Here is an 18,791-nt window from a genome sequence, read left to right on the forward strand (position 1 = left end):
ACAGCCTATTAATGCGCGGCAATAAAAAAGGGAGATCCGCAGATCTCCCTTTTCTGTACATCCGGTGTGATCAGTCGAACACGCCGAAAGTCATGTAGCTGAACCACGAGCGGTCGGTGTTGCTCGACTCAGGCTCTGGCTCTTCGATCACGTCACCGTTTTCGTCTTTAGGCTTGAGCTCGTTCGGGATCGCGTCTTTCGCGTCCTGGAACTGCTTCTGCACGTCCTGGTTGGCGCGGGTTTCGCCCGGCGGCAGCGGTGGACGCGACTCGATCAGGCCCAAAGTCGCCTTGCTCAGGAACGAGCGGTTGTCGGCTTCGGCAACCCGTGGCACGAACTGACCGTCCTGCAGGCTTGGGTGGTTCGGGTAGTTGAGCTTCAGGGTTTCCAGGCTGGTGTTGGCCAATTCGTCCAGGTGCAGACGCTGGTAGGCTTCAGTCATCACCGCCAGGCCGTCACCGACCGATGGGGTTTCCTGGAAGTTTTCTACGACGTAACGACCACGGTTGGCTGCGGCTACATAAGCCTGACGGGTCAGGTAGTAGTCGGCCACGTGAATTTCGTAGGCCGCCAGCAGGTTGCGCAGGTAGATCATGCGCTGCTTGGCGTCCGGCGCGTAGCGGCTGTTCGGGTAGCGGCTGGTCAGCTGGGCGAACTCGTTGTACGAGTCGCGCGCGGCGCCCGGGTCACGCTTGGTCATGTCCAGCGGCAGGAAGCGCGCCAGCAGGCCGACGTCCTGGTCGAACGAGGTCAGACCTTTGAGGTAGTACGCGTAATCCACGTTCGGGTGCTGCGGATGCAAACGAATGAAACGCTCGGCGGCAGACTTTGCAGCTTCCGGCTCGGCGTTCTTATAGTTGGCGTAGATCAGCTCCAGCTGTGCCTGATCGGCGTAGCGACCGAACGGATAACGCGACTCCAGAGCCTTCAGCTTGGCTGTGGCGCTGGTGTAGCTGTTGTTGTCCAGGTCAGTCTGAGCCTGCTGATACAGCTCGGCTTCGCTGAGGTTTTCGTCTACGACTTCCTTCGATGAGCAAGCAGCGGTCAATGCGAGGATGGCGATCAGCAGCAGGTGTTTCACTTGCATGGCGGCTTGCGTCCCTATGACGGCCGCTGTCTTGGGCGGGGCCGTCCTGTTATGATGAGCGCCCCGTTGAAAAGCCTCGGGGCAAAAGACGCCGTATTTAACCACAAGCGCGCAGCCGAAACCAAAAGCTGTGCCGACGCACAGTCAGAGCATGTCCGATAAAATTGAACTTCGCGCAGAGGTGCCGTCCGAATTGGGCGGCCAACGCCTCGATCAAGTCGCTGCCCAACTCTTCGCTGAGCACTCTCGCTCGCGCCTTTCCGCCTGGATCAAAGAAGGTCGCCTGACTGTGGACGGGGCGGTCATCCGCCCGCGCGACATCGTGCACGGCGGTGCCATCCTTGAGCTGACTGCCGAGCAGGAAGCCCAAGGCGAGTGGATCGCCCAGGACATCGAGCTCGACATCGTCTATGAAGACGACGACATTCTGGTGATCAACAAGCCTGCGGGCCTGGTGGTGCACCCGGCTGCCGGTCACGCCGATGGCACCTTGCTCAACGCCTTGCTGCACCACGTGCCGGACATCATCAATGTCCCGCGCGCCGGCATCGTGCATCGTCTGGACAAGGACACCACCGGTCTGATGGTGGTGGCCAAGACCATTCAGGCGCAGACCAAACTGGTTACTCAGTTGCAGAGTCGTAGCGTCAGCCGCATCTATGAGTGCATCGTGATCGGTGTCGTGACCGCCGGGGGCAAGATCAACGCCCCGATCGGTCGCCACGGACAGCAGCGCCAGCGCATGGCGGTGATGGAAGGCGGCAAGCCTGCCGTCAGCCACTACCGCGTGCTGGAGCGCTTCCGCTCGCACACCCACGTACGGGTGAAGCTGGAAACCGGTCGTACTCACCAGATCCGCGTACACATGTCGCACATCAACTTCCCGTTGGTCGGCGATCCGGCGTATGGCGGCCGTTTCCGCATTCCGCCAGCCGCGAACCCGACGATGGTCGAGTCCCTCAAGCACTTCCCGCGTCAGGCACTGCACGCGCGCTTCCTGGAGCTGGATCATCCGACGACCGGTGAGCGCATGAGCTGGGAATCGCCGCTGCCGGAAGATTTCGTCTGGCTGCTGACCTTGCTCAAGCAGGATCGCGAGGCCTTCATCGGATGAACTGGCTGACGCCGGACTGGCCCGCGCCGGCCAGCGTCAAAGCCTGCGTCACCACCCGCGAGGGCGGTGTCAGCGAGGCGCCGTTCGACAGCCTCAATCTGGGCGATCATGTCGATGATCGTCCTGAGGCTGTTGCCGAGAACCGTCGGCGCCTGACCGAACACTTCTCTATACAGCCTGCCTGGTTGCAGCAAGTGCACGGGATAGCCGTGGCTCATGCTGATCCGGGCATTGTCGCGACTGCAGATGCCAGTTGGACGACAACCCCCGGAATTGCCTGCACGGCGATGACGGCGGATTGCTTGCCGGCATTGTTCTGCGATCGTGCCGGCACGCGTGTCGCGGCCGCCCATGCCGGTTGGCGTGGTCTGGCGGCGGGCGTGCTTGAGGCAACTCTCGACAGTCTTGATGTTCCGGCCGCAGAAGTGCTGGTCTGGCTTGGCCCGGCCATCGGTCCGCAAGCCTTTGAAGTCGGCCCGGAAGTGCGGGAAGTCTTCATCAATCAACTGCCTGAAGCGGCAAACGCCTTCGTGCCGAGCGCCAATGCAGGCAAGTTCATGGCTGACATCTATAAGCTGGCGCGCCTGCGTCTGGCTGAACGTGGTGTCACCGCTGTTTATGGTGGCGGTTTCTGCACCGTGACCGATCCGCGCTTCTTTTCTTATCGCCGTGCTTCGCGCACCGGTCGCTTCGCCTCCCTTATCTGGCTCACCCGCTAGACTTGCCTGACCTGAATCAACCCTCTGACGCTTGAATCTCCCAGAATCGACCGCATCTATAGGGGTATCTGGCAGGTTTCTTTATTCAGGATGGTTTTTAGGTCCGGCCTGCTCAAAAGGAAGGTGACTTATGCGAATAGACCGTTTAACCAGCAAATTACAGTTGGCCTTGTCCGACGCCCAGTCGTTGGCAGTCGGCCACGATCATCCGGCGATTGAGCCGGCGCACTTGATGCAAGCCATGCTCGAACAGCAGGGTGGTTCGATCAAACCTCTGCTGATGCAGGTGGGCTTCGACGTCAACAGCTTGCGCAAAGAGCTGACCAAAGAGCTCGACCAATTACCGAAAATCCAGAACCCCACCGGCGACGTCAACATGTCGCAGGATCTGGCGCGCCTGCTCAATCAGGCTGATCGTCTGGCCCAGCAGAAGGGCGACCAGTTCATCTCCAGCGAACTGGTGTTGCTCGCCGCAATGGACGAGAACAGCAAGCTCGGCAAATTGCTGCTCGGCCAAGGCGTAAGCAAGAAAGCCCTGGAAAACGCGATCAACAATCTGCGTGGCGGCGAAGCGGTAAACGACGCCAACCACGAGGAGTCGCGTCAGGCTCTGGACAAATACACCGTCGACCTGACCAAGCGCGCCGAAGACGGCAAGCTCGATCCGGTGATCGGTCGTGATGACGAAATTCGTCGCACCATTCAGGTTCTGCAACGTCGCACCAAGAACAACCCGGTGCTGATCGGCGAACCTGGCGTGGGTAAAACCGCCATCGCCGAAGGTCTGGCCCAGCGCATCATCAACGGCGAAGTGCCGGACGGCCTCAAAGGCAAGCGTCTGCTCTCGCTGGACATGGGCGCGCTGATTGCCGGTGCCAAGTATCGCGGTGAGTTCGAAGAGCGCCTGAAGTCGCTGCTCAACGAGCTGTCGAAACAGGAAGGGCAGATCATTCTGTTCATCGACGAACTGCACACCATGGTCGGCGCCGGTAAAGGCGAAGGCTCGATGGATGCCGGCAACATGCTCAAGCCTGCGTTGGCCCGCGGTGAGTTGCACTGCGTTGGCGCGACCACGCTCAACGAGTACCGCCAATATATAGAGAAGGACGCGGCGCTCGAGCGACGCTTCCAGAAAGTATTGGTGGATGAGCCAAGTGAAGAAGACACCATCGCCATCCTGCGCGGCCTTAAAGAGCGTTACGAGGTTCACCACAAGGTGGCGATTACCGACGGCGCGATCATCGCCGCGGCCAAGCTCAGCCATCGCTACATCACTGACCGGCAGTTGCCGGACAAGGCCATCGACCTGATCGACGAGGCCGCCAGCCGCATCCGCATGGAGATCGACTCCAAGCCGGAAGTGCTTGATCGTCTGGAACGTCGCCTGATTCAGTTGAAGGTGGAATCTCAGGCGCTGAAGAAAGAAAGCGACGAAGCGGCGATGAAACGTCTGGAAAAACTCCAGGAAGAAATCGTCCGTCTCGAACGTGAGTACTCGGATCTGGAGGAAATCTGGAACTCGGAAAAAGCCGAGGTGCAGGGTTCTGCACAGATTCAGCAGAAGATCGAGCAGTCGCGTCAGGAACTCGAAGCCGCGCGCCGTAAAGGCGACCTCAATCGCATGGCTGAATTGCAGTACGGGGTGATCCCGGATCTGGAACGCAGCCTGCAAATGGTCGATCAGCACGGCAAGAGCGAAAACCAGCTGCTGCGTAGCAAGGTGACTGAAGAAGAGATCGCCGAAGTCGTGTCGAAGTGGACCGGCATTCCGGTGTCGAAAATGCTCGAAGGCGAGCGCGACAAGCTGATGAAGATGGAAAGCCTGTTGCACAAACGGGTGATTGGTCAGGAAGAGGCCGTGGTCGCCGTCGCCAACGCGGTACGACGTTCGCGTGCCGGGTTGTCCGACCCGAATCGTCCGAGCGGCTCGTTCATGTTCCTCGGCCCTACCGGTGTCGGTAAAACCGAGCTGTGCAAGGCGCTGGCCGAATTCCTCTTTGATACTGAAGAGGCGATGGTGCGGATCGACATGTCCGAGTTCATGGAGAAACATTCCGTGGCGCGTCTGATCGGTGCGCCACCGGGATACGTCGGTTACGAAGAGGGCGGTTACCTGACCGAAGCTGTGCGTCGCAAGCCTTATTCGGTGATCCTGCTGGACGAAGTCGAGAAGGCGCACCCGGATGTGTTCAACATCTTGCTGCAAGTGCTCGAGGATGGTCGCCTGACCGACAGCCATGGCCGCACGGTGGACTTCCGCAATACCGTGATCGTCATGACCTCGAACCTCGGCTCTGTGCAGATTCAGGAGCTGGTCGGTGATCGTGAAGCGCAGCGTGCTGCGGTGATGGATGCGCTGACGTCGCACTTCCGTCCGGAGTTCATCAATCGGGTGGACGAAGTGGTGATCTTCGAGCCTTTGGCGCGGGATCAGATCGCGGGCATCACCGAGATCCAGTTGGGCCGTCTGCGCACTCGTCTGGCCGAGCGCGAGCTGAAGCTGGAACTCAGCCCGGAGGCGATGGACAAGTTGATCGCCGTTGGTTACGACCCGGTGTATGGCGCACGTCCTTTGAAACGGGCGATTCAGCGCTGGATCGAAAACCCGTTGGCGCAGTTGATCCTTTCGGGTCACTTCATGCCAGGCGACACGGCAACCGGCGCGGTCGAGAACGACGAAATCGTTTTCAACTGAGTCCAAGTGCCAATGAAAATTGGGAGGCCCTACATCGTAGGGCCTTTTTTTTCGTTAGGCTGTTGAACTCAAAGGAAAAGGCTTGTAAAGTGCGCCCCGCAGTCAGTCGCCAAGACGGTCTCAGCTCACTGAGTTGAAATCTGAAATAAGTTGCAAATCATTAACTTGAAAGCAATTTAGGGGGTTGACAGAGGTGTTCTAGGTTGTAGAATAGCGCGCCTCAGACACACGAACGCAGCGATGCGAACGAGTGACTGGATGCAACAAGTTTCACCGTTGTAAATTGAAATATGTAGTTCCGTGATAGCTCAGTCGGTAGAGCAAATGACTGTTAATCATTGGGTCCCAGGTTCGAGTCCTGGTCACGGAGCCAATTTCAAGCCGGGGTATAGCGCAGTCCGGTAGCGCGCCTGCTTTGGGAGCAGGATGTCAGGAGTTCGAATCCCCTTACCCCGACCATTTTTGGGTCGTTAGCTCAGTTGGTAGAGCAGTTGGCTTTTAACCAATTGGTCGTAGGTTCGAATCCCACACGACCCACCATTTTTGAAACCAGTTAACGCTGGGATCGAATCTTAAGATCAGAGGCCAAAAGCGCTGATCGAAGAAGGCGATCTTTGAAAGGTCGCCTTTTTTTTACCGGGGTATAGCGCAGTCCGGTAGCGCGCCTGCTTTGGGAGCAGGATGTCAGGAGTTCGAATCCCCTTACCCCGACCATACTAAAAATCCTCGTATCGAAAGATACGGGGATTTTTTTTGTCCGACAAAAACTCATTTCCCCTTCAAGTCATCATACAACCTGCCGATAGCCCGCTAACACGAGGGGACTGCCATGGCTTCGCCCCTTGAATCTGGCCAATACAAGAATAAGGGCGTTCCTCATGTTGCTTCGTCAGTTGAATATTGCTCCCCGGGCGGCCCTGGGGTTCGCCCTGATCGCGGTGTTGGTGGCTTTGCTCGGCGTGTTTGCGCTCGGGCAGATGTCGAGTATTCGCGACAGCGAGGTCGCGGTAGAAAACCAGTGGCTGCCGAGTATTCGTGGCGGCGACGAGATTCGCGAGATCATGCTGCGTATCCGCACCATCTCGTTGCGCATGGCGCTGGATCAGGACGCGAACAATATCGCCACCTACCGCAGCCAGATGGACACTCGCGACAAAGAGCTGAGCGAGAAAATCGCCGCTTACGACAAACTGGTCAACACCCCGGAGGGCCAGCAGCTATACGACCAGTTCAAGAAAACCTTCGCTGCCTATCGCAGTGGCATCGCTCAATCCTTCGCCCTTGCTGAGCAAGGCAAGCGTGATGAGCTGACCAAATTGTTGCTGGTCGACATGAAAACCGTCGTCGATGGCTCCGGCAAACAACTCAACGATCTGGCAGACCTGTTCGCCAAACAGGTCGCCGCCGAAAGCCAGAAGTCCGCTGCGCACTACGAAAACTCGCGGACGATTGTCAGCTTGTTCATTGCCTTGGCCGCGCTGGCCACCGTGGCACTGGCGATGATGCTCACGCGCAGTATTGTTCGGCCGCTGAGCAGCGCCGTGAGTGCAGCAGAAAGTGTCGCGCAGGGTGATCTGACCCGGCCAATCGAAACCCACGGCAACGATGAAGTCAGTCGCTTGCTCAAGGCTCTGGCGACCATGCAGCAGAACCTGCGCGAGACGCTGCAAGGCATCAGCGGCTCGGCCACACAACTGGCGACCGCTGCCGATGAACTCAATGCGGTGACACTCGACAGCACACAGGGGCTGCAGCAGCAGAACAACGAAATTGAACAAGCTGCGACTGCGGTCAACCAGATGACGGCAGCAGTGGAAGAGGTCGCACGCAATGCGGTGTCGACGTCTGACGCGACCCGTCAGTCCAGCGAGTCGGCACACTTGGGGCAAGTGCGCGTCAGTGAGACCGCCACCGCCATCAATGCCCTGGCCAGCGATGTGCAACAGACCGGTGAGTTGGTGCAATCACTGGCCAACCAGTCGCAGGACATTGGCAAAGTGCTGGACGTGATTCGGGCGATTGCCGAGCAGACCAACCTGCTGGCGCTCAACGCTGCGATTGAAGCCGCGCGAGCCGGCGAGAGTGGGCGAGGGTTTGCCGTAGTGGCCGATGAAGTGAGGGCTTTGGCTTATCGTACGCAGCAATCGACGCAGGAGATCGAGCAGATGGTCCAGGGCATGCGCAGCGGTTCGAGCCTCGCGCTGGATTCGATGCAGGCCAGCACCGCGCGGGCGACCACCACGCTGGCGTTGGCTGAGCGTGCCGGTGAGGCACTGCAAACCATTACCGCGTCGGTGCATGAGATCCATGAGCGCAATCTGGTGATCGCCAGCGCTGCGGAAGAACAGGCGCAAGTCGCCCGCGAAGTCGATCGCAATCTGGTGAACATTCGTGATTTGTCGGTACGTTCCGCCGCCGGTGCCGACCAGACCAGTGCTTCCAGCCATGAGTTGTCGCAACTGGCCAATGCCTTGCAGGGCATGGTGCGGCGTTTCCAGCTGTAAACAACCACACATGAAAAAGCCGCGCGTCTCACAGGAGAAGCGCGGCTTTCTTCTGGCGGTCAGGCGCCGTCTTGATCTTTCAGGTGCTCGAACAGGCCTTTCGGCATCTTCTTGCCATTGGCTTCAAAGTTGGCCTTCACGTTGTTGTAGGCCTCTTGCTCGTCGATGAAGCCGTCATGGTTGGTGTCGATCTTGTCGAAGTCTGATTTCGGCGCGACTTTCAGAAATTCGGCACGCGAGACCTTGCCGTCACCGTCGCTGTCAGTCTTGGCCATCGAAGCATCGCCACATTTACCTTCACCGCATTTGCCCTCCGGCGCTTTCACCGAAGTTTCTGCCGAAGCGACCATGTAGCCCTGCGTCAATGGTTGAGCGGCAAACACCGAACCGGACAACATCAAGCCGCCAGCCAGTGCGGCGCCGATCAGGCCAATGGATTTGTTACCGAGGGTCGAAGTACGGGACATTTACATTCTCCTGGCTGCGCTGTGCAACCACACGTTAAGGACGATTGCCTGAGCAGGTGTTGCTCGGGTGTGGCCATTAAGCGGTGGCGGTGTATCGCGACTGTGTCGCGCAGCAGGGGAGTTTGTAAGCGAAGGAGGGAAAAGCGGGGCGGGGATACAGTAAGAAACAGATCTTTCGATCAACACAAAACATTGTGGGAGCGAGCCAGCTCGCGAAAGCGTCGGGTCAGTCGCATTAACATTGATTGACAGAACGCATTCGCGAGCAGGCTCGCTCCCACAGGTTTTTTAATGCAATTTCAGACGCGGCTCGGTGCCTCGACCAATCTTGCTGCCCAGCATCAACATCGCCGTGCGGAACGGCCCGTACAGCGCCATCTGGTGCATGCGGTACAGCGACACGTAAAACATCCGCGCCAGCCAGCCTTCGAGCATCACGCTGCCCGTCAGGTTGCCCATCAAGTTACCCACAGCCGAAAAACGCGAAAGCGAGATCAGCGAGCCGTAGTCGGTGTACTTGTACTCCGGCAGCGTCTTGCCCTCGATGCGCAGTTTCAGCGATTTGGCCAGCAGCGAGGCCTGTTGGTGCGCGGCTTGCGCCCGTGGCGGCACGTTGCGATCGGTGCCCGGTTGCGGGCACGCGGCGCAATCGCCGAAGGCGAAGATGTTTTCATCGCGCGTGGTTTGCAGGGTCGGCAACACTTGCAGCTGATTGATGCGGTTGGTTTCCAGGCCGTCGATGTCCTTGAGGAAACCCGGCGCGCGAATACCGGCAGCCCAGACTTTCAGGCTGGCCTTGATCTCGTTGCCATCGGCGGTGATCAGGCTGTCGGCGGTCACTTCGCTGACTGACGCATTGGTCATCACATTGACCCCGAGCTTTTCCAGGGTCTTGTGCACCGGCCCGCTGATGCGCTCCGGCAGGGCTGGCAACACCCGTGGGCCGGCTTCGATCAGGGTGATGTGCATGTTTTCCGGTTTGATCCGGTCCAGACCGTAGGCCGCCAGTTCATGGGCAGCGTTGTGCAGTTCGGCCGCCAGCTCAACGCCCGTCGCACCGGCACCGACGATCGCCACGCTGATCTGCTCGACCACATCGGTTTGCCCGGCGTGCGCACGCAGATAGTGGTTGAGCAGTTGCTGGTGGAAGCGCTCGGCCTGTTTGCGCGTGTCGAGGAACAGGCAGTGTTGCGCCGCGCCCTGAGTACCGAAATCGTTGGTAGTGCTGCCGACACTGATCACCAGCGAGTCGTACTGCACTTCACGCGCCGGGACGAGCTCTACGCCGTTTTCGTCGTAGGTCGCCGCCAGTTGAATTTTCTTCTGCGCACGATCAAGCCCGCTCATGCGCCCCAGCTGGAACTCGAAGTGGTTCCATTTTGCCTGGGCAACATAGTTGAGTTCGTCTTCGGAGGAGTTCAGCGATCCGGCAGCCACTTCGTGCAACAGCGGTTTCCAGATGTGCGTCAGGTTGGCGTCGACCAGCATCACACTGGCCGTGCCGCGCTTGCCCAGAGTCTTACCCAGACGGGTAGCCAACTCCAGACCGCCGGCGCCGCCGCCGACAATAACAATACGATGGGACATGGGGATAACTCGCAAGGTTTTTAAAGGAAATCGGTGCGGTTACCCAAGCGAGCGCCAGGCAGCTCATAGCGTCAGGTAACTGATAAATCGGCTCAACAAGCCCAGACCAATGGTCACTGCCAGCACCAGCACGAGGAGCATCCACGGCCGGAAAGGCCGGCGCTCGACTCGGTGTTGGGACAGTTGCAGGTACTCTTCGACATGTTTCTGGTCTTCAGGGTTCAGGCGGCTGGTCATATTTGCCTCGTCAGGTAGACGTTGCTGAATGGGCAGAAGCTACAGCGGTTTTTATCCGGGGTTGAACGCAGCATAGCCGCTGTCCGGAACCGGCTCGACGCTGACCCGGTCTTCGAGGCGAATGATCCCGCTTTGTAACACCCGCGCGGTAATTCCGCCATGCCCGCGCACCGCTTGAAAGGTGCCGGGGCCGAGGTTGTTCTGCAGCCGTGCGCAGGGCTGACACCAGCCCGTGGTTTCGAATATTGCCTGACCGATGCGAAAGCGCCGACCCTTGAGGCTAAACAAATTGATACCGCTGATAACGAGATTACGGCGCAGATCTTCAGGCCTGACAGGTTGATCATCGGGGCGCCCCATCAAGGCGTTGATCACCGGCAGATGTTCCCACTGAATCAGCGTCACCTGCCGCGCGTTACGCACACCGGGGCGGGCGTGATCGCCGGTCAGTCCTGCTTCCAGGCGCGCCTCCACGGCATCGAGTTCGATCATCGGCCCGCGCGACTCGGGGCGCACGCCGATCCAGCGCACACGCCCAGTCTGCGGCACATCGGCGATCAATTGCTGAAGTGGTGTCACAGGCTGATTCCCACATCAAAAACAATGCTGCGACCGAGGTTGCTACGCAGAAAGTCCGGCGCGTCCGGGTGGGCGAACAGCACACGGGCAAACGTCGGGCCGACGAGTGACAGCGAGCGCCAGCCTTGACGTAGATATTCGGTTGGCGGCGGAAAATGGCTGTTCAGATCCAGCACCTCGCGTTTAAGACTGGCGAAAGCAATGATGTCCAGTTCGCCCAGATCCATGCCACGTTCTTTGTAGTTGTGCGCCTTCTTGCGCAAGGTCGGCGCCAGTCGCAGCAGGAATTCATTGGCAGGAATGCGTTTCGGCTTGGCTTCGCGGCGCACCAGTTGGCTGAGGGAAAAGGCGCTGCGTCGGCGCTGCAATTCATCGCGCCATTCGTCGTTGAGCCGACGCCCCTCGTCGAGAACGAAGAACACCTCGAAATTGGCATCGCGAAACAGCACGTCCGGCGGCTCGCCGGCTGGTGCGAATTCGTCGGCGCGGTAGGGAATGTTCAGGCCTTGCAGCAGGCGCTGGCAAACCCAACGCTCACGCTCCCATTTGCGGGCATTGGACAGAAAGGCGTTGGCCTGCTCGGCCGCGATGGTCAGCAGGCGTAAATAATCTGAGTCATCCATAGGCCCAAGCTTAGCGTTCAAATGCGACAAGCAGAAAGCTTTGCTTGAACCGTCCGTTCACCTTGCCCTTGTAGGAGCTGCCGAAGGCTGCGATCTTTTGATCTTGCTGTTAAATAAAAAATCAAAAGATCGCAGCCTTCGGCAGCTCAGGTGAATGTCGATGGAGGGTGAGGGAATGATTGGAGCTGAACTGCTTTCCACCGCGAGCCTGACGCTCGGCTGGCTGATTTATGTGCCAGTGCTGCTCTGGGCGATTGTGCGTGCGCCGTGGGTCGAGTTGTTCAGTGACAGCCGCCGTCAGCATCTGTTGTTTGGCACCGTGTTCGCCTTGTTTCTGTTGTGGCTGGTGCGCAGGGATTTCGACACGGGCGTGTCTTATCACTTCATCGGCATGACCGCGGTGACATTGCTGCTGGACTGGCCGCTGGCGATTGTCGGTGGGCTGGTCGCACAGATCGGTTTGGTACTACTGGGCCGACAGGATCTACTCGCTGTCGGGGTTAATGGTTCGCTGCTGATTCTGTTACCGGTGTTGATCACCGAATGCGTGGCGATCCTCGTCGAGCGCGCACAGCCACGTAATCCGTTTGTTTATATCTTCTGCTCGGGTTTTTTTGCCGCCGCGCTTTCAGCGTTGTTGTGCCTGATCCTGAGCCTCACCCTGCTGTGGTACGACGGTCTCTTCGCCATGCCGGAGTGGCTGGAGGATTTCATCGGTTATCTGTGGCTGCTGCTGTTTCCCGAGGCGTTCATCAACGGCATGATCATCAGTGCGCTGGTGGTATTCAGCCCGGAATGGCTGGAGACGTTCAATCGCACGCGCTACCTTTCGGCGCCGTGGAAGGACGACGACCCCAAGTCTTGATCCATATCAAATCCGCCACGCGCGGGAAATTTCATGCTCGCGCAAATCCCTTCAGGAGCAGCGGCATGAGCGTTTACGAGTGGGCAAGGCAGGAGACCCGGCAGAGTCTGGACATGGCGCAGGAGGTGGGCTTTGACCCGGGGTTGAGTTTGCGCGCCTTGCTCAGTGCGGTGGTGCAGCAGAGCAAGGCTGTGCGCAATGCCGAAGACCTGGCCGACGAATTGCGTTTTCTCGCGGAAAACCTCGACGACGATCAGGACTACGGCTTTATGCGGCCCTGATCGGGATCAGTGGCGCGGATCGAAATCGCCGGAAAACAGTTCATCTTCCGCGTCCGGTGCGAGCGGAATCTTGTGTTCTTCCGATGCCCAGGCGCCGAGGTCGATCAGTTTGCAGCGATCGGAACAGAACGGACGGAATTTGTTCTCGGGGGTAAATTCCACGGGGGCGCCGCAGGTCGGGCATTCAACGGTAGGGATCTGGCTCATGCTTGGCCTCCGGATAAAGTCAGGTAAAAGTGATGCAGACGCTCGACCTCACTGTGCAGCCAGGCGAGGTCGCGGTCATTGACCACCACGTCGTCGGCACGGCTCACGCGATCTTCGCGGCTCGACTGAGCCTTGAGGATCGCCTGAACCTGCGCTTCGCTGGTCTGGTCACGCTGCAAGGTGCGTTCGATCTGCAGTTGTTGCGGGGCGTCGATCACCAGGATGCGCTGGGTCATCGCGTATTGCCCGGATTCGATCAACAGCGGCGAAACCAGAATCGCGTAAGGCGATTTTGCCAGCGCCAGATGATGGGCGATTTCCTCGGCGATCAACGGATGCAGCAGGGCTTCGAGCCAGCGCCGTTGCTCCGGCACTTCGAAAATCAGCTTGCGCAGGGCCGCGCGGTCTAGTGTGCCATCGACCTGCAAAACACCAGTGCCGAAATGTTCGGCAATCTGCGCCAGCGCCGGGCGCCCCGGCTCAACTACCCAGCGCGCCGCATGATCGGCATCCACCACGTGGACACCCAGATCAATGAAGTGCTGGGCCGCCGCGCTTTTGCCGCTGCCGATGCCGCCGGTTAGGCCGAGAATCCAGGGTTTTTCCACAGGGGTATTCATTTCAAACCGACAAACTGCCAATAGAAGTCGGTTATTTGACCACCCCAGAGCAAGGCAATCCAGCCGGCAATTGCCAGATAAGGGCCGAAGGGGATTGGCGTCGAGCTTTTCTGCTCGCGCAGGCGCAGCAAAATCACCCCGATAATGGCGCCGACCAGCGATGACAACAGGATCGTCAGCGGCAGAATCTGCCAGCCTCCCCAGGCGCCGAGCAGCGCCAACAGTTTGAAATCACCGTGGCCGATGCCGTCCTTACCGGTCAGCAGTTTGAACAGCCAGAACACTGACCACAGCGCCAGGTAACCGGCTACCGCGCCCCACAGCGCATCGTGCAAGGGCACGAACAGGCCGAAACTGTTGACGATCAACCCCAGCCACAACAACGGCAGCACCAGCACATCGGGCAGCAGTTGATGTTCGGTGTCGATCAGACTCATTGCCAGCAAACCCCACGTCAGGACAATCAGCAGGCATGCCGACCAACCGAAGCCGATATGCCAGGCGATGAAGGCAGAGAGCAGCCCGCAAGCCAGTTCGGTCAGCGGATATCGTTTGCTGATGGGCGCAGCACACGCGGAACAACGCCCGCGCAGCCACAGGTAACTCAACAGGGGAATGTTTTCCCACGGGCGAATCCGATGGGCGCAATGTGGGCATTCGGAGTGCGGCAGCATCAGGTTGTAGGTAGGCAGTGGCGTTTCGCCGGGCAAGCCGAGCACATCATGGGCCTGCTGGCGCCAATCGCGTTCGAGCATTTTCGGCAGACGCCAGATCAGCACGTTGAGAAAGCTGCCGACCACCAGACCCAGCAGCAGGGCAGTGAAAACAAAGGCCCGCGGATACAGGGCAAACAGTTCGTCGATAGGCATGTCAGATCGCTGAGCCGAGTTGGAAGATCGGCAGGTACATGGCCACCACCAGCCCGCCGACGATCACCCCCAGCACGACCATGATGAACGGCTCCATGAGGCTGGTGAGGTTGTCGACCATGTTATCCACTTCCTCTTCGTAAAACCCCGCGACCTTGTCGAGCATCTCGTCCAGCGCGCCGGACTCTTCGCCGATCGCGGTCATCTGCACGGCCATGTTGGGAAAGACCCCGGTGCTGCGCATCGAAAAATTCAGCTGCATGCCGGTGGAGACGTCCTGGCGAATGCGCAGCACGGCACGCTTGAACACCACGTTGCCGGTAGCGCCGGCCACCGAGTCGAGCGCTTCCACCAATGGCACACCGGCAGCAAACGTGGTCGACAGGGTTCGAGCGAAGCGGGCTACCGCTGACTTGTACATCAGCGTGCCGACCAAGGGCAGTTTCAACAGCCAGGTGTCTTTGCGATCACGTAGCGCCTGGGAGGTTTTCAGTGCGTGACGGGTGCCGAAAATCGCCGCGACCAGCGCGCCGAGAATCGCCCACCACCATTGCTGCATGAATTCCGAGAGGCTGATGATCATCAGGGTGAAGGCCGGCAGCTCAGCACCGAAACCGGAAAAAACCGACTGAAACTGCGGCACCACTTTGACCAGCAGGATCCCGGTCACGACTGCCGCCACCAGCACCACGGCGGTGGGGTAAGTCATGGCTTTCTTGATCTTGGCCTTGAGCCGTTCGCTTTTCTCCTTATAGGTTGCGACCCGTTCCAGCAGCGTGTCGAGCGCGCCGGACTGTTCGCCCGCGTCGACCAGATTGCAATACAGCTCGTCGAAATACTGCGGCTTCTTGCGCAGGGCGGTGGCGAAGCTGTTACCGGCCGCGACCTCCTGTTTGACCTCGTCGACCAGTTTGCGCATGGCCGGGTTTTCAAAGCCTTCGCCAATGATGTCGAACGACTGCAGCAGCGGCACGCCGGCCTTCATCATGGTCGCCATCTGCCGGGTGAACAGAGCGATGTCCTGAGCCTTGATGCGTTTGCCAAAGCTCAGCAACGAGGCGGACTTCTTGCGTACCTTGCCGGGATTGATCCCCTGTTTACGCAGTTGTGCCTTGATCAGTGCCGGGTTCTGTCCACTTAGTTCACCGGTGACTTTACTGCCTTTCCTGTCCGTGCCTTCCCAGGCATAAATACTGATTTTCGCTGCCTTGACCGCCATGTTCAGTCCTTGGTGACCCGGTTGATTTCTTCAAGGCTGGTGATGCCTTGCATGGCCTTGTGCAGCCCGGAGGTGCGCAGGTCGTCGAAGCCGTCGCGGCGCATTTGAATGTCGATTTCCAGCGAGTTGCCTTCGGCCATGATCAAGCGTTGCAGCTCTGGTGTGTTTTTCACCACTTCATAAATCCCCACGCGTCCTTTGTAGCCGCCGTTGCAGTGATCGCAACCGACCGGCTCGTAGATCGTGAAATGGCCGATGCGTTCCTCGGGGAAGCCTTCTTTGATCAAGGTTTCGCGCGGTATTTCGATGGCTTTCTTGCAGTGGCTGCAGAGCTTGCGTGCCAGGCGCTGGGCGATGATCAGGCTGACCGAGGTGGCGATGTTGAAGCCGGGAATGCCCATGTTGTGCAGGCGCGTCAGGGTTTCCGCGGCACTGTTGGTGTGCAGGGTCGAGAGCACCAGGTGACCGGTCTGCGCAGCCTTGATCGCGATCTCGGCGGTTTCCAGGTCGCGGATCTCGCCGACCATGATCACGTCCGGGTCCTGGCGTAGAAACGAGCGCAGTGCCTGGGCAAAGTCGAGCCCTTGTTTGGGATTGACGTTGACCTGATTGATGCCTTCCATGTTGATTTCCACCGGGTCTTCGGCGGTGGAGATATTGATGTCGACGGTGTTGAGGATATTCAGACCGGTGTAGAGCGACACGGTTTTACCCGAACCGGTGGGGCCGGTGACCAGAATCATGCCCTGTGGCTGCTTGAGTGCGGCCATGTACAGATCCTTTTGCTCGGGCTCATAGCCGAGGGCGTCGATACCGATCTGCGCGCTGGACGGGTCGAGGATCCGGATCACCACTTTTTCGCCCCACAACGTCGGCAGGGTGTTGACCCGGAAATCGATCGATTTGCTCTTCGACAGACGCATCTTGATCCGCCCGTCCTGCGGTTTGCGCCGTTCCGAAATATCCAGGCTGGCCATGACTTTCAGGCGTGCGGCGATGCGCCCGGCCAGTTGAATCGGTGGCTTGGCCACCTCGCGCAGGATGCCGTCGGTGCGCACCCGTACCCGGTAGTTCTTCTCGTAAGGTTCGAAGTGCAAGTCGGATGAGCCGCTTTTGATCGCGTCGAGCAGCATCTTGTGAACGAAACGCACCACCGGCGCATCGTCGGCATCGAGTCCGCCGATAGCGTCTTGCTTGTTGTCGTCGATGGACTCGACATCGACCCCGTCGAGATCGACATCGGCCATGTCCTCCAGGCCACTGGTGTGGGTGTCGAAGAATTTTTCGATGGCATCGCTGAGCTTGTCGTCCTCGACCAGAATGGCTTCGGTGCTCAGTCCGGTGCTGAACTGAATGTCGTTGATCGCTTGATGATTGCTCGGATCGGAAATCCCCACGAACAGCTTGTTGCCCCGCCGCCACAAGGGTAGGGCGTGATGCTGGCGTACGAGTTTTTCGCTGACCAGGCCTTTGGGCTGGGTTTCCTTGTCGAGGCAATTGAGATCGAGGAACGCCATGCCGAAATGCTCGCTGGCGACCTCGGCCACCTGCCAGCTTTTTATCAGTTTGTTCTGCACCAGATAGCTGACCAGCGACAAACGATTACGCTGGGCCTGTTGCCAGGCTTGCTGGGCACTCTTTTCTGTCAGCAGTTCGGCCTGCACCAATTGCTTGGCCAGACCGCTCAGAGCGATGTCATTCATGGGGATTCCGCACACTTGCAGTTCATGACTTATAGCCTAGTCAAGTGACAGCGCCAAACACGGCGGGTGCAGGTGACAAAAAGTGTCAGATAGTGCGGTTGCGCGTTGTAGGAAATAGCGTTGTAGAGGGTTCGCGGCCAACGGGCGGGGCTTGGAGGCGTTGGCATGGCCTATGCTGCGTCCCTTGCAGATCATGAGATTTCGACTCATGCATGGAGCGTGTCTATGAAAAAACAACAAGGTTTTACTCTGATCGAGCTGCTGATCGTGGTGGCGATCATCGGGATTCTGGCGACCATCGCCCTGCCACAGTATTCCAAGTATCAGGCGCGGTCGAAGGTGACGGCGGGGCTGGCGGAGATCAGTGCGATGAAAGTGCCGTTCGAGGACACCATCAACCAAGGTACCGCTCCGGATATAGCCGCTGTGAACGGCGGTACAACCACCACCTCCAACTGTACGGTGGCGGTTACAGGTACAGCGGCGACGGGGGCGGGCAGCATCAGCTGCACACTGCTCAATGCTCCGGGACCCGTACTGGGCAAAACCATCACGCTCACTCGTGCGGGTGCTGCTACCGGTAATACCTCTGGTTTGTGGACCTGTGCCACTACTGTTCACCCGGATTATTCGCCAAAAGGCTGTACCGCCAGCGGTACGTGATTGCTAGCGTGTGATGACCGAATGCCCTGCCACGCAGGGCATTTTTCTTCATGCGGTGAAAATAAAAGTCTCAATAATTTCAGCAGCTTATGAACTTTCCAAAAAGCCGCAACTTGCATGTGAATATTGCTCAAGTCATGCATTTTGCATGAATCCGAAAATCAGCGATTTTCATAAGTCATTGTTTTTTAATGAAATTAACCAGTTGTAAAAGTTGGCACAGCGTTCGCAACTACCTTGGTAACCCTGCTGACAAGACAACCAGCAGACTTTCCAGAAAAACAGGAGTTACTCGTATGAAGAAGTTCGCTATCACTGCCGCTGCTGCTACCGCGCTGACCCTGACCATGGCTTCCGGTGCATTCGCACAATCCACTCAGGCTACCCAGGCTCCAATGACTCTGGCTGCCGGTGAAGTCACCAAGGCGAAAGAAGCTACTTCCGACACTTGGATCACCACCAAAGTCAAAAGCGATCTGGTCACCGAAAAAGGCATTCCGGGCACCGACATCAAAGTAGAAACCAACAAAGGCGTGGTTTCCCTGTCCTCCACTGTTGCAGTGACCGAGGCTCAGAAAACCACCGCAGTGAACATCACCAAGAAAATCAAAGGCGTTAAAGCGGTCTCCGCTGACGGCCTGAAAGCCGAGTAAGGCATGACTTCTCGCCTGGACCGGGAGAAGACGCGACAGACGGGCCGAGCAATACGTCTGCCGCAACTTTAGAGTTCATGCGAACGGTCACACGGATGT

Annotated in this window: 19 protein-coding genes and 4 tRNA genes; 12 read left to right on the top strand and 11 right to left on the bottom strand. The window is 58.5% G+C overall.

What is annotated here, in order from left to right; genetic code table 11:
• Positions 1 to 70: 70 nt before the first annotated feature.
• Positions 71 to 1,087, bottom strand: a complete 1,017-nt coding sequence (locus KBP52_RS22880; RefSeq protein ID WP_077574589.1) for an outer membrane protein assembly factor BamD — start codon at positions 1,085 to 1,087, stop codon at positions 71 to 73.
• A 151-nt stretch (positions 1,088 to 1,238) separates the two neighbouring features.
• Between KBP52_RS22880 and rluD the strand changes: the two genes are divergently transcribed.
• From rluD to KBP52_RS22920, 8 genes are all read left to right on the top strand, one after another.
• Positions 1,239 to 2,201, top strand: a complete 963-nt coding sequence (gene rluD, locus KBP52_RS22885; RefSeq protein ID WP_034153865.1) for a 23S rRNA pseudouridine(1911/1915/1917) synthase RluD — start codon at positions 1,239 to 1,241, stop codon at positions 2,199 to 2,201.
• Positions 2,198 to 2,920, top strand: coding sequence for a peptidoglycan editing factor PgeF (gene pgeF, locus KBP52_RS22890; RefSeq protein WP_212621020.1), 723 nt, complete (start codon positions 2,198 to 2,200; stop codon positions 2,918 to 2,920). Before rluD ends, pgeF begins: the two co-directional genes overlap by 4 nt.
• 130 nt (positions 2,921 to 3,050) lie before the next feature.
• Positions 3,051 to 5,615 carry an ATP-dependent chaperone ClpB gene (gene clpB, locus KBP52_RS22895; protein ID WP_110720257.1) on the top strand — a complete coding sequence of 855 codons (2,565 nt, stop codon included), beginning with the start codon at positions 3,051 to 3,053 and terminating at the stop codon, positions 5,613 to 5,615.
• 297 nt (positions 5,616 to 5,912) lie between these two features.
• Positions 5,913 to 5,988, top strand: a tRNA-Asn gene (locus KBP52_RS22900).
• Positions 5,989 to 5,997: 9 nt separating this feature from the next.
• A tRNA-Pro gene (locus KBP52_RS22905) sits at positions 5,998 to 6,074 on the top strand.
• Positions 6,075 to 6,079: 5 nt separating this feature from the next.
• Positions 6,080 to 6,155, top strand: a tRNA-Lys gene (locus KBP52_RS22910).
• A gap of 97 nt (positions 6,156 to 6,252) precedes the next feature.
• Positions 6,253 to 6,329: transfer RNA gene (locus KBP52_RS22915), tRNA-Pro, on the top strand.
• Between the two features lie 164 nt (positions 6,330 to 6,493).
• Positions 6,494 to 8,119: a methyl-accepting chemotaxis protein gene (locus KBP52_RS22920; protein ID WP_212621021.1), complete on the top strand. Its 1,626-nt coding sequence runs from the start codon at positions 6,494 to 6,496 to the stop codon at positions 8,117 to 8,119.
• A gap of 59 nt (positions 8,120 to 8,178) precedes the next feature.
• On the opposite strand, the gene KBP52_RS22925 is transcribed toward KBP52_RS22920, so the two are convergent.
• From KBP52_RS22925 to KBP52_RS22945, 5 genes are all read right to left on the bottom strand, one after another.
• Positions 8,179 to 8,586, bottom strand: coding sequence for an EF-hand domain-containing protein (locus KBP52_RS22925; RefSeq protein WP_123593220.1), 408 nt, complete (start codon positions 8,584 to 8,586; stop codon positions 8,179 to 8,181).
• Positions 8,587 to 8,874: 288 nt separating this feature from the next.
• Positions 8,875 to 10,173, bottom strand: a complete 1,299-nt coding sequence (locus KBP52_RS22930) for an NAD(P)/FAD-dependent oxidoreductase (RefSeq protein ID WP_016986237.1) — start codon at positions 10,171 to 10,173, stop codon at positions 8,875 to 8,877.
• Positions 10,174 to 10,236: 63 nt separating this feature from the next.
• On the bottom strand, positions 10,237 to 10,410 hold the full coding sequence (locus KBP52_RS22935) for a DUF3094 domain-containing protein (RefSeq protein WP_007909875.1): 174 nt from the start codon (positions 10,408 to 10,410) through the stop codon (positions 10,237 to 10,239).
• 51 nt (positions 10,411 to 10,461) lie between these two features.
• The gene (locus tag KBP52_RS22940; RefSeq protein WP_137216710.1) at positions 10,462 to 10,989 is read right to left on the bottom strand and encodes an MOSC domain-containing protein; all 528 of its coding nucleotides are present in this window, start codon (positions 10,987 to 10,989) and stop codon (positions 10,462 to 10,464) included.
• Entirely contained in the window at positions 10,986 to 11,612 is a 627-nt protein-coding gene (locus KBP52_RS22945; protein ID WP_007909887.1) for a DUF1780 domain-containing protein, read from the bottom strand. The genes KBP52_RS22940 and KBP52_RS22945 overlap by 4 nt, the downstream gene beginning before the upstream one ends.
• Positions 11,613 to 11,787: 175 nt before the next feature.
• Between KBP52_RS22945 and KBP52_RS22950 the strand changes: the two genes are divergently transcribed.
• Positions 11,788 to 12,477 (top strand): energy-coupling factor ABC transporter permease, encoded by a 690-nt coding sequence (locus KBP52_RS22950; protein WP_212621022.1) that lies wholly within the window; start codon positions 11,788 to 11,790, stop codon positions 12,475 to 12,477.
• A gap of 65 nt (positions 12,478 to 12,542) precedes the next feature.
• Positions 12,543 to 12,758 (top strand): hypothetical protein, encoded by a 216-nt coding sequence (locus KBP52_RS22955; protein ID WP_007909901.1) that lies wholly within the window; start codon positions 12,543 to 12,545, stop codon positions 12,756 to 12,758.
• A 6-nt stretch (positions 12,759 to 12,764) separates the two neighbouring features.
• Here the strand turns inward: KBP52_RS22955 and yacG are convergent, their stop codons facing one another.
• From yacG to pilB, 5 genes are read right to left on the bottom strand one after another with little or no spacing between them, the layout of a single operon-like run.
• Positions 12,765 to 12,965 (bottom strand): DNA gyrase inhibitor YacG, encoded by a 201-nt coding sequence (gene yacG / locus KBP52_RS22960; RefSeq protein WP_116029790.1) that lies wholly within the window; start codon positions 12,963 to 12,965, stop codon positions 12,765 to 12,767.
• Positions 12,962 to 13,585: a dephospho-CoA kinase gene (gene coaE, locus KBP52_RS22965; RefSeq protein WP_212621023.1), complete on the bottom strand. Its 624-nt coding sequence runs from the start codon at positions 13,583 to 13,585 to the stop codon at positions 12,962 to 12,964. The genes yacG and coaE overlap by 4 nt, the downstream gene beginning before the upstream one ends.
• Positions 13,582 to 14,454 carry an A24 family peptidase gene (locus KBP52_RS22970; RefSeq protein WP_212621024.1) on the bottom strand — a complete coding sequence of 291 codons (873 nt, stop codon included), beginning with the start codon at positions 14,452 to 14,454 and terminating at the stop codon, positions 13,582 to 13,584. The genes coaE and KBP52_RS22970 overlap by 4 nt, the downstream gene beginning before the upstream one ends.
• A 1-nt stretch (position 14,455) precedes the next feature.
• On the bottom strand, positions 14,456 to 15,673 hold the full coding sequence (locus tag KBP52_RS22975) for a type II secretion system F family protein (protein ID WP_212621025.1): 1,218 nt from the start codon (positions 15,671 to 15,673) through the stop codon (positions 14,456 to 14,458).
• 2 nt (positions 15,674 to 15,675) lie between these two features.
• A complete protein-coding gene (gene pilB, locus KBP52_RS22980) occupies positions 15,676 to 17,376 on the bottom strand; it encodes a type IV-A pilus assembly ATPase PilB (protein ID WP_212621026.1) in 1,701 nt (566 codons plus the stop codon).
• A gap of 225 nt (positions 17,377 to 17,601) precedes the next feature.
• Between pilB and KBP52_RS22985 the strand changes: the two genes are divergently transcribed.
• Entirely contained in the window at positions 17,602 to 18,039 is a 438-nt protein-coding gene (locus KBP52_RS22985) for a pilin (protein ID WP_212621027.1), read from the top strand.
• Positions 18,040 to 18,335: 296 nt separating this feature from the next.
• Positions 18,336 to 18,692 carry a BON domain-containing protein gene (locus KBP52_RS22990; RefSeq protein ID WP_077574577.1) on the top strand — a complete coding sequence of 119 codons (357 nt, stop codon included), beginning with the start codon at positions 18,336 to 18,338 and terminating at the stop codon, positions 18,690 to 18,692.
• Positions 18,693 to 18,791: the final 99 nt, after the last annotated feature.

This window comes from Pseudomonas sp. SCA2728.1_7 (genome assembly GCF_018138145.1).
Lineage (GTDB): Bacteria > Pseudomonadota > Gammaproteobacteria > Pseudomonadales > Pseudomonadaceae > Aquipseudomonas > Aquipseudomonas koreensis_A.

What these genes read in the sequence shown, in the direction of transcription:
- KBP52_RS22930 (WP_016986237.1), bottom strand. Translation starts at nt 10,173, where the DNA reads ATGTCCCATCGTATTGTTATTGTCGGCGGCGGCGCCGGCGGTCTGGAG.
- pgeF (WP_212621020.1), top strand. Translation starts at nt 2,198, where the DNA reads ATGAACTGGCTGACGCCGGACTGGCCCGCGCCGGCCAGCGTCAAAGCC.
- KBP52_RS22990 (WP_077574577.1), top strand. Translation starts at nt 18,336, where the DNA reads ATGAAGAAGTTCGCTATCACTGCCGCTGCTGCTACCGCGCTGACCCTG.
- KBP52_RS22970 (WP_212621024.1), bottom strand. Translation starts at nt 14,454, where the DNA reads ATGCCTATCGACGAACTGTTTGCCCTGTATCCGCGGGCCTTTGTTTTC.
- rluD (WP_034153865.1), top strand. Translation starts at nt 1,239, where the DNA reads ATGTCCGATAAAATTGAACTTCGCGCAGAGGTGCCGTCCGAATTGGGC.
- pilB (WP_212621026.1), bottom strand. Translation starts at nt 17,376, where the DNA reads ATGAATGACATCGCTCTGAGCGGTCTGGCCAAGCAATTGGTGCAGGCC.
- KBP52_RS22950 (WP_212621022.1), top strand. Translation starts at nt 11,788, where the DNA reads ATGATTGGAGCTGAACTGCTTTCCACCGCGAGCCTGACGCTCGGCTGG.
- KBP52_RS22920 (WP_212621021.1), top strand. Translation starts at nt 6,494, where the DNA reads ATGTTGCTTCGTCAGTTGAATATTGCTCCCCGGGCGGCCCTGGGGTTC.
- KBP52_RS22945 (WP_007909887.1), bottom strand. Translation starts at nt 11,612, where the DNA reads ATGGATGACTCAGATTATTTACGCCTGCTGACCATCGCGGCCGAGCAG.
- coaE (WP_212621023.1), bottom strand. Translation starts at nt 13,585, where the DNA reads ATGAATACCCCTGTGGAAAAACCCTGGATTCTCGGCCTAACCGGCGGC.
- yacG (WP_116029790.1), bottom strand. Translation starts at nt 12,965, where the DNA reads ATGAGCCAGATCCCTACCGTTGAATGCCCGACCTGCGGCGCCCCCGTG.
- KBP52_RS22880 (WP_077574589.1), bottom strand. Translation starts at nt 1,087, where the DNA reads ATGCAAGTGAAACACCTGCTGCTGATCGCCATCCTCGCATTGACCGCT.
- KBP52_RS22925 (WP_123593220.1), bottom strand. Translation starts at nt 8,586, where the DNA reads ATGTCCCGTACTTCGACCCTCGGTAACAAATCCATTGGCCTGATCGGC.
- clpB (WP_110720257.1), top strand. Translation starts at nt 3,051, where the DNA reads ATGCGAATAGACCGTTTAACCAGCAAATTACAGTTGGCCTTGTCCGAC.
- KBP52_RS22975 (WP_212621025.1), bottom strand. Translation starts at nt 15,673, where the DNA reads ATGGCGGTCAAGGCAGCGAAAATCAGTATTTATGCCTGGGAAGGCACG.
- KBP52_RS22955 (WP_007909901.1), top strand. Translation starts at nt 12,543, where the DNA reads ATGAGCGTTTACGAGTGGGCAAGGCAGGAGACCCGGCAGAGTCTGGAC.
- KBP52_RS22985 (WP_212621027.1), top strand. Translation starts at nt 17,602, where the DNA reads ATGAAAAAACAACAAGGTTTTACTCTGATCGAGCTGCTGATCGTGGTG.
- KBP52_RS22935 (WP_007909875.1), bottom strand. Translation starts at nt 10,410, where the DNA reads ATGACCAGCCGCCTGAACCCTGAAGACCAGAAACATGTCGAAGAGTAC.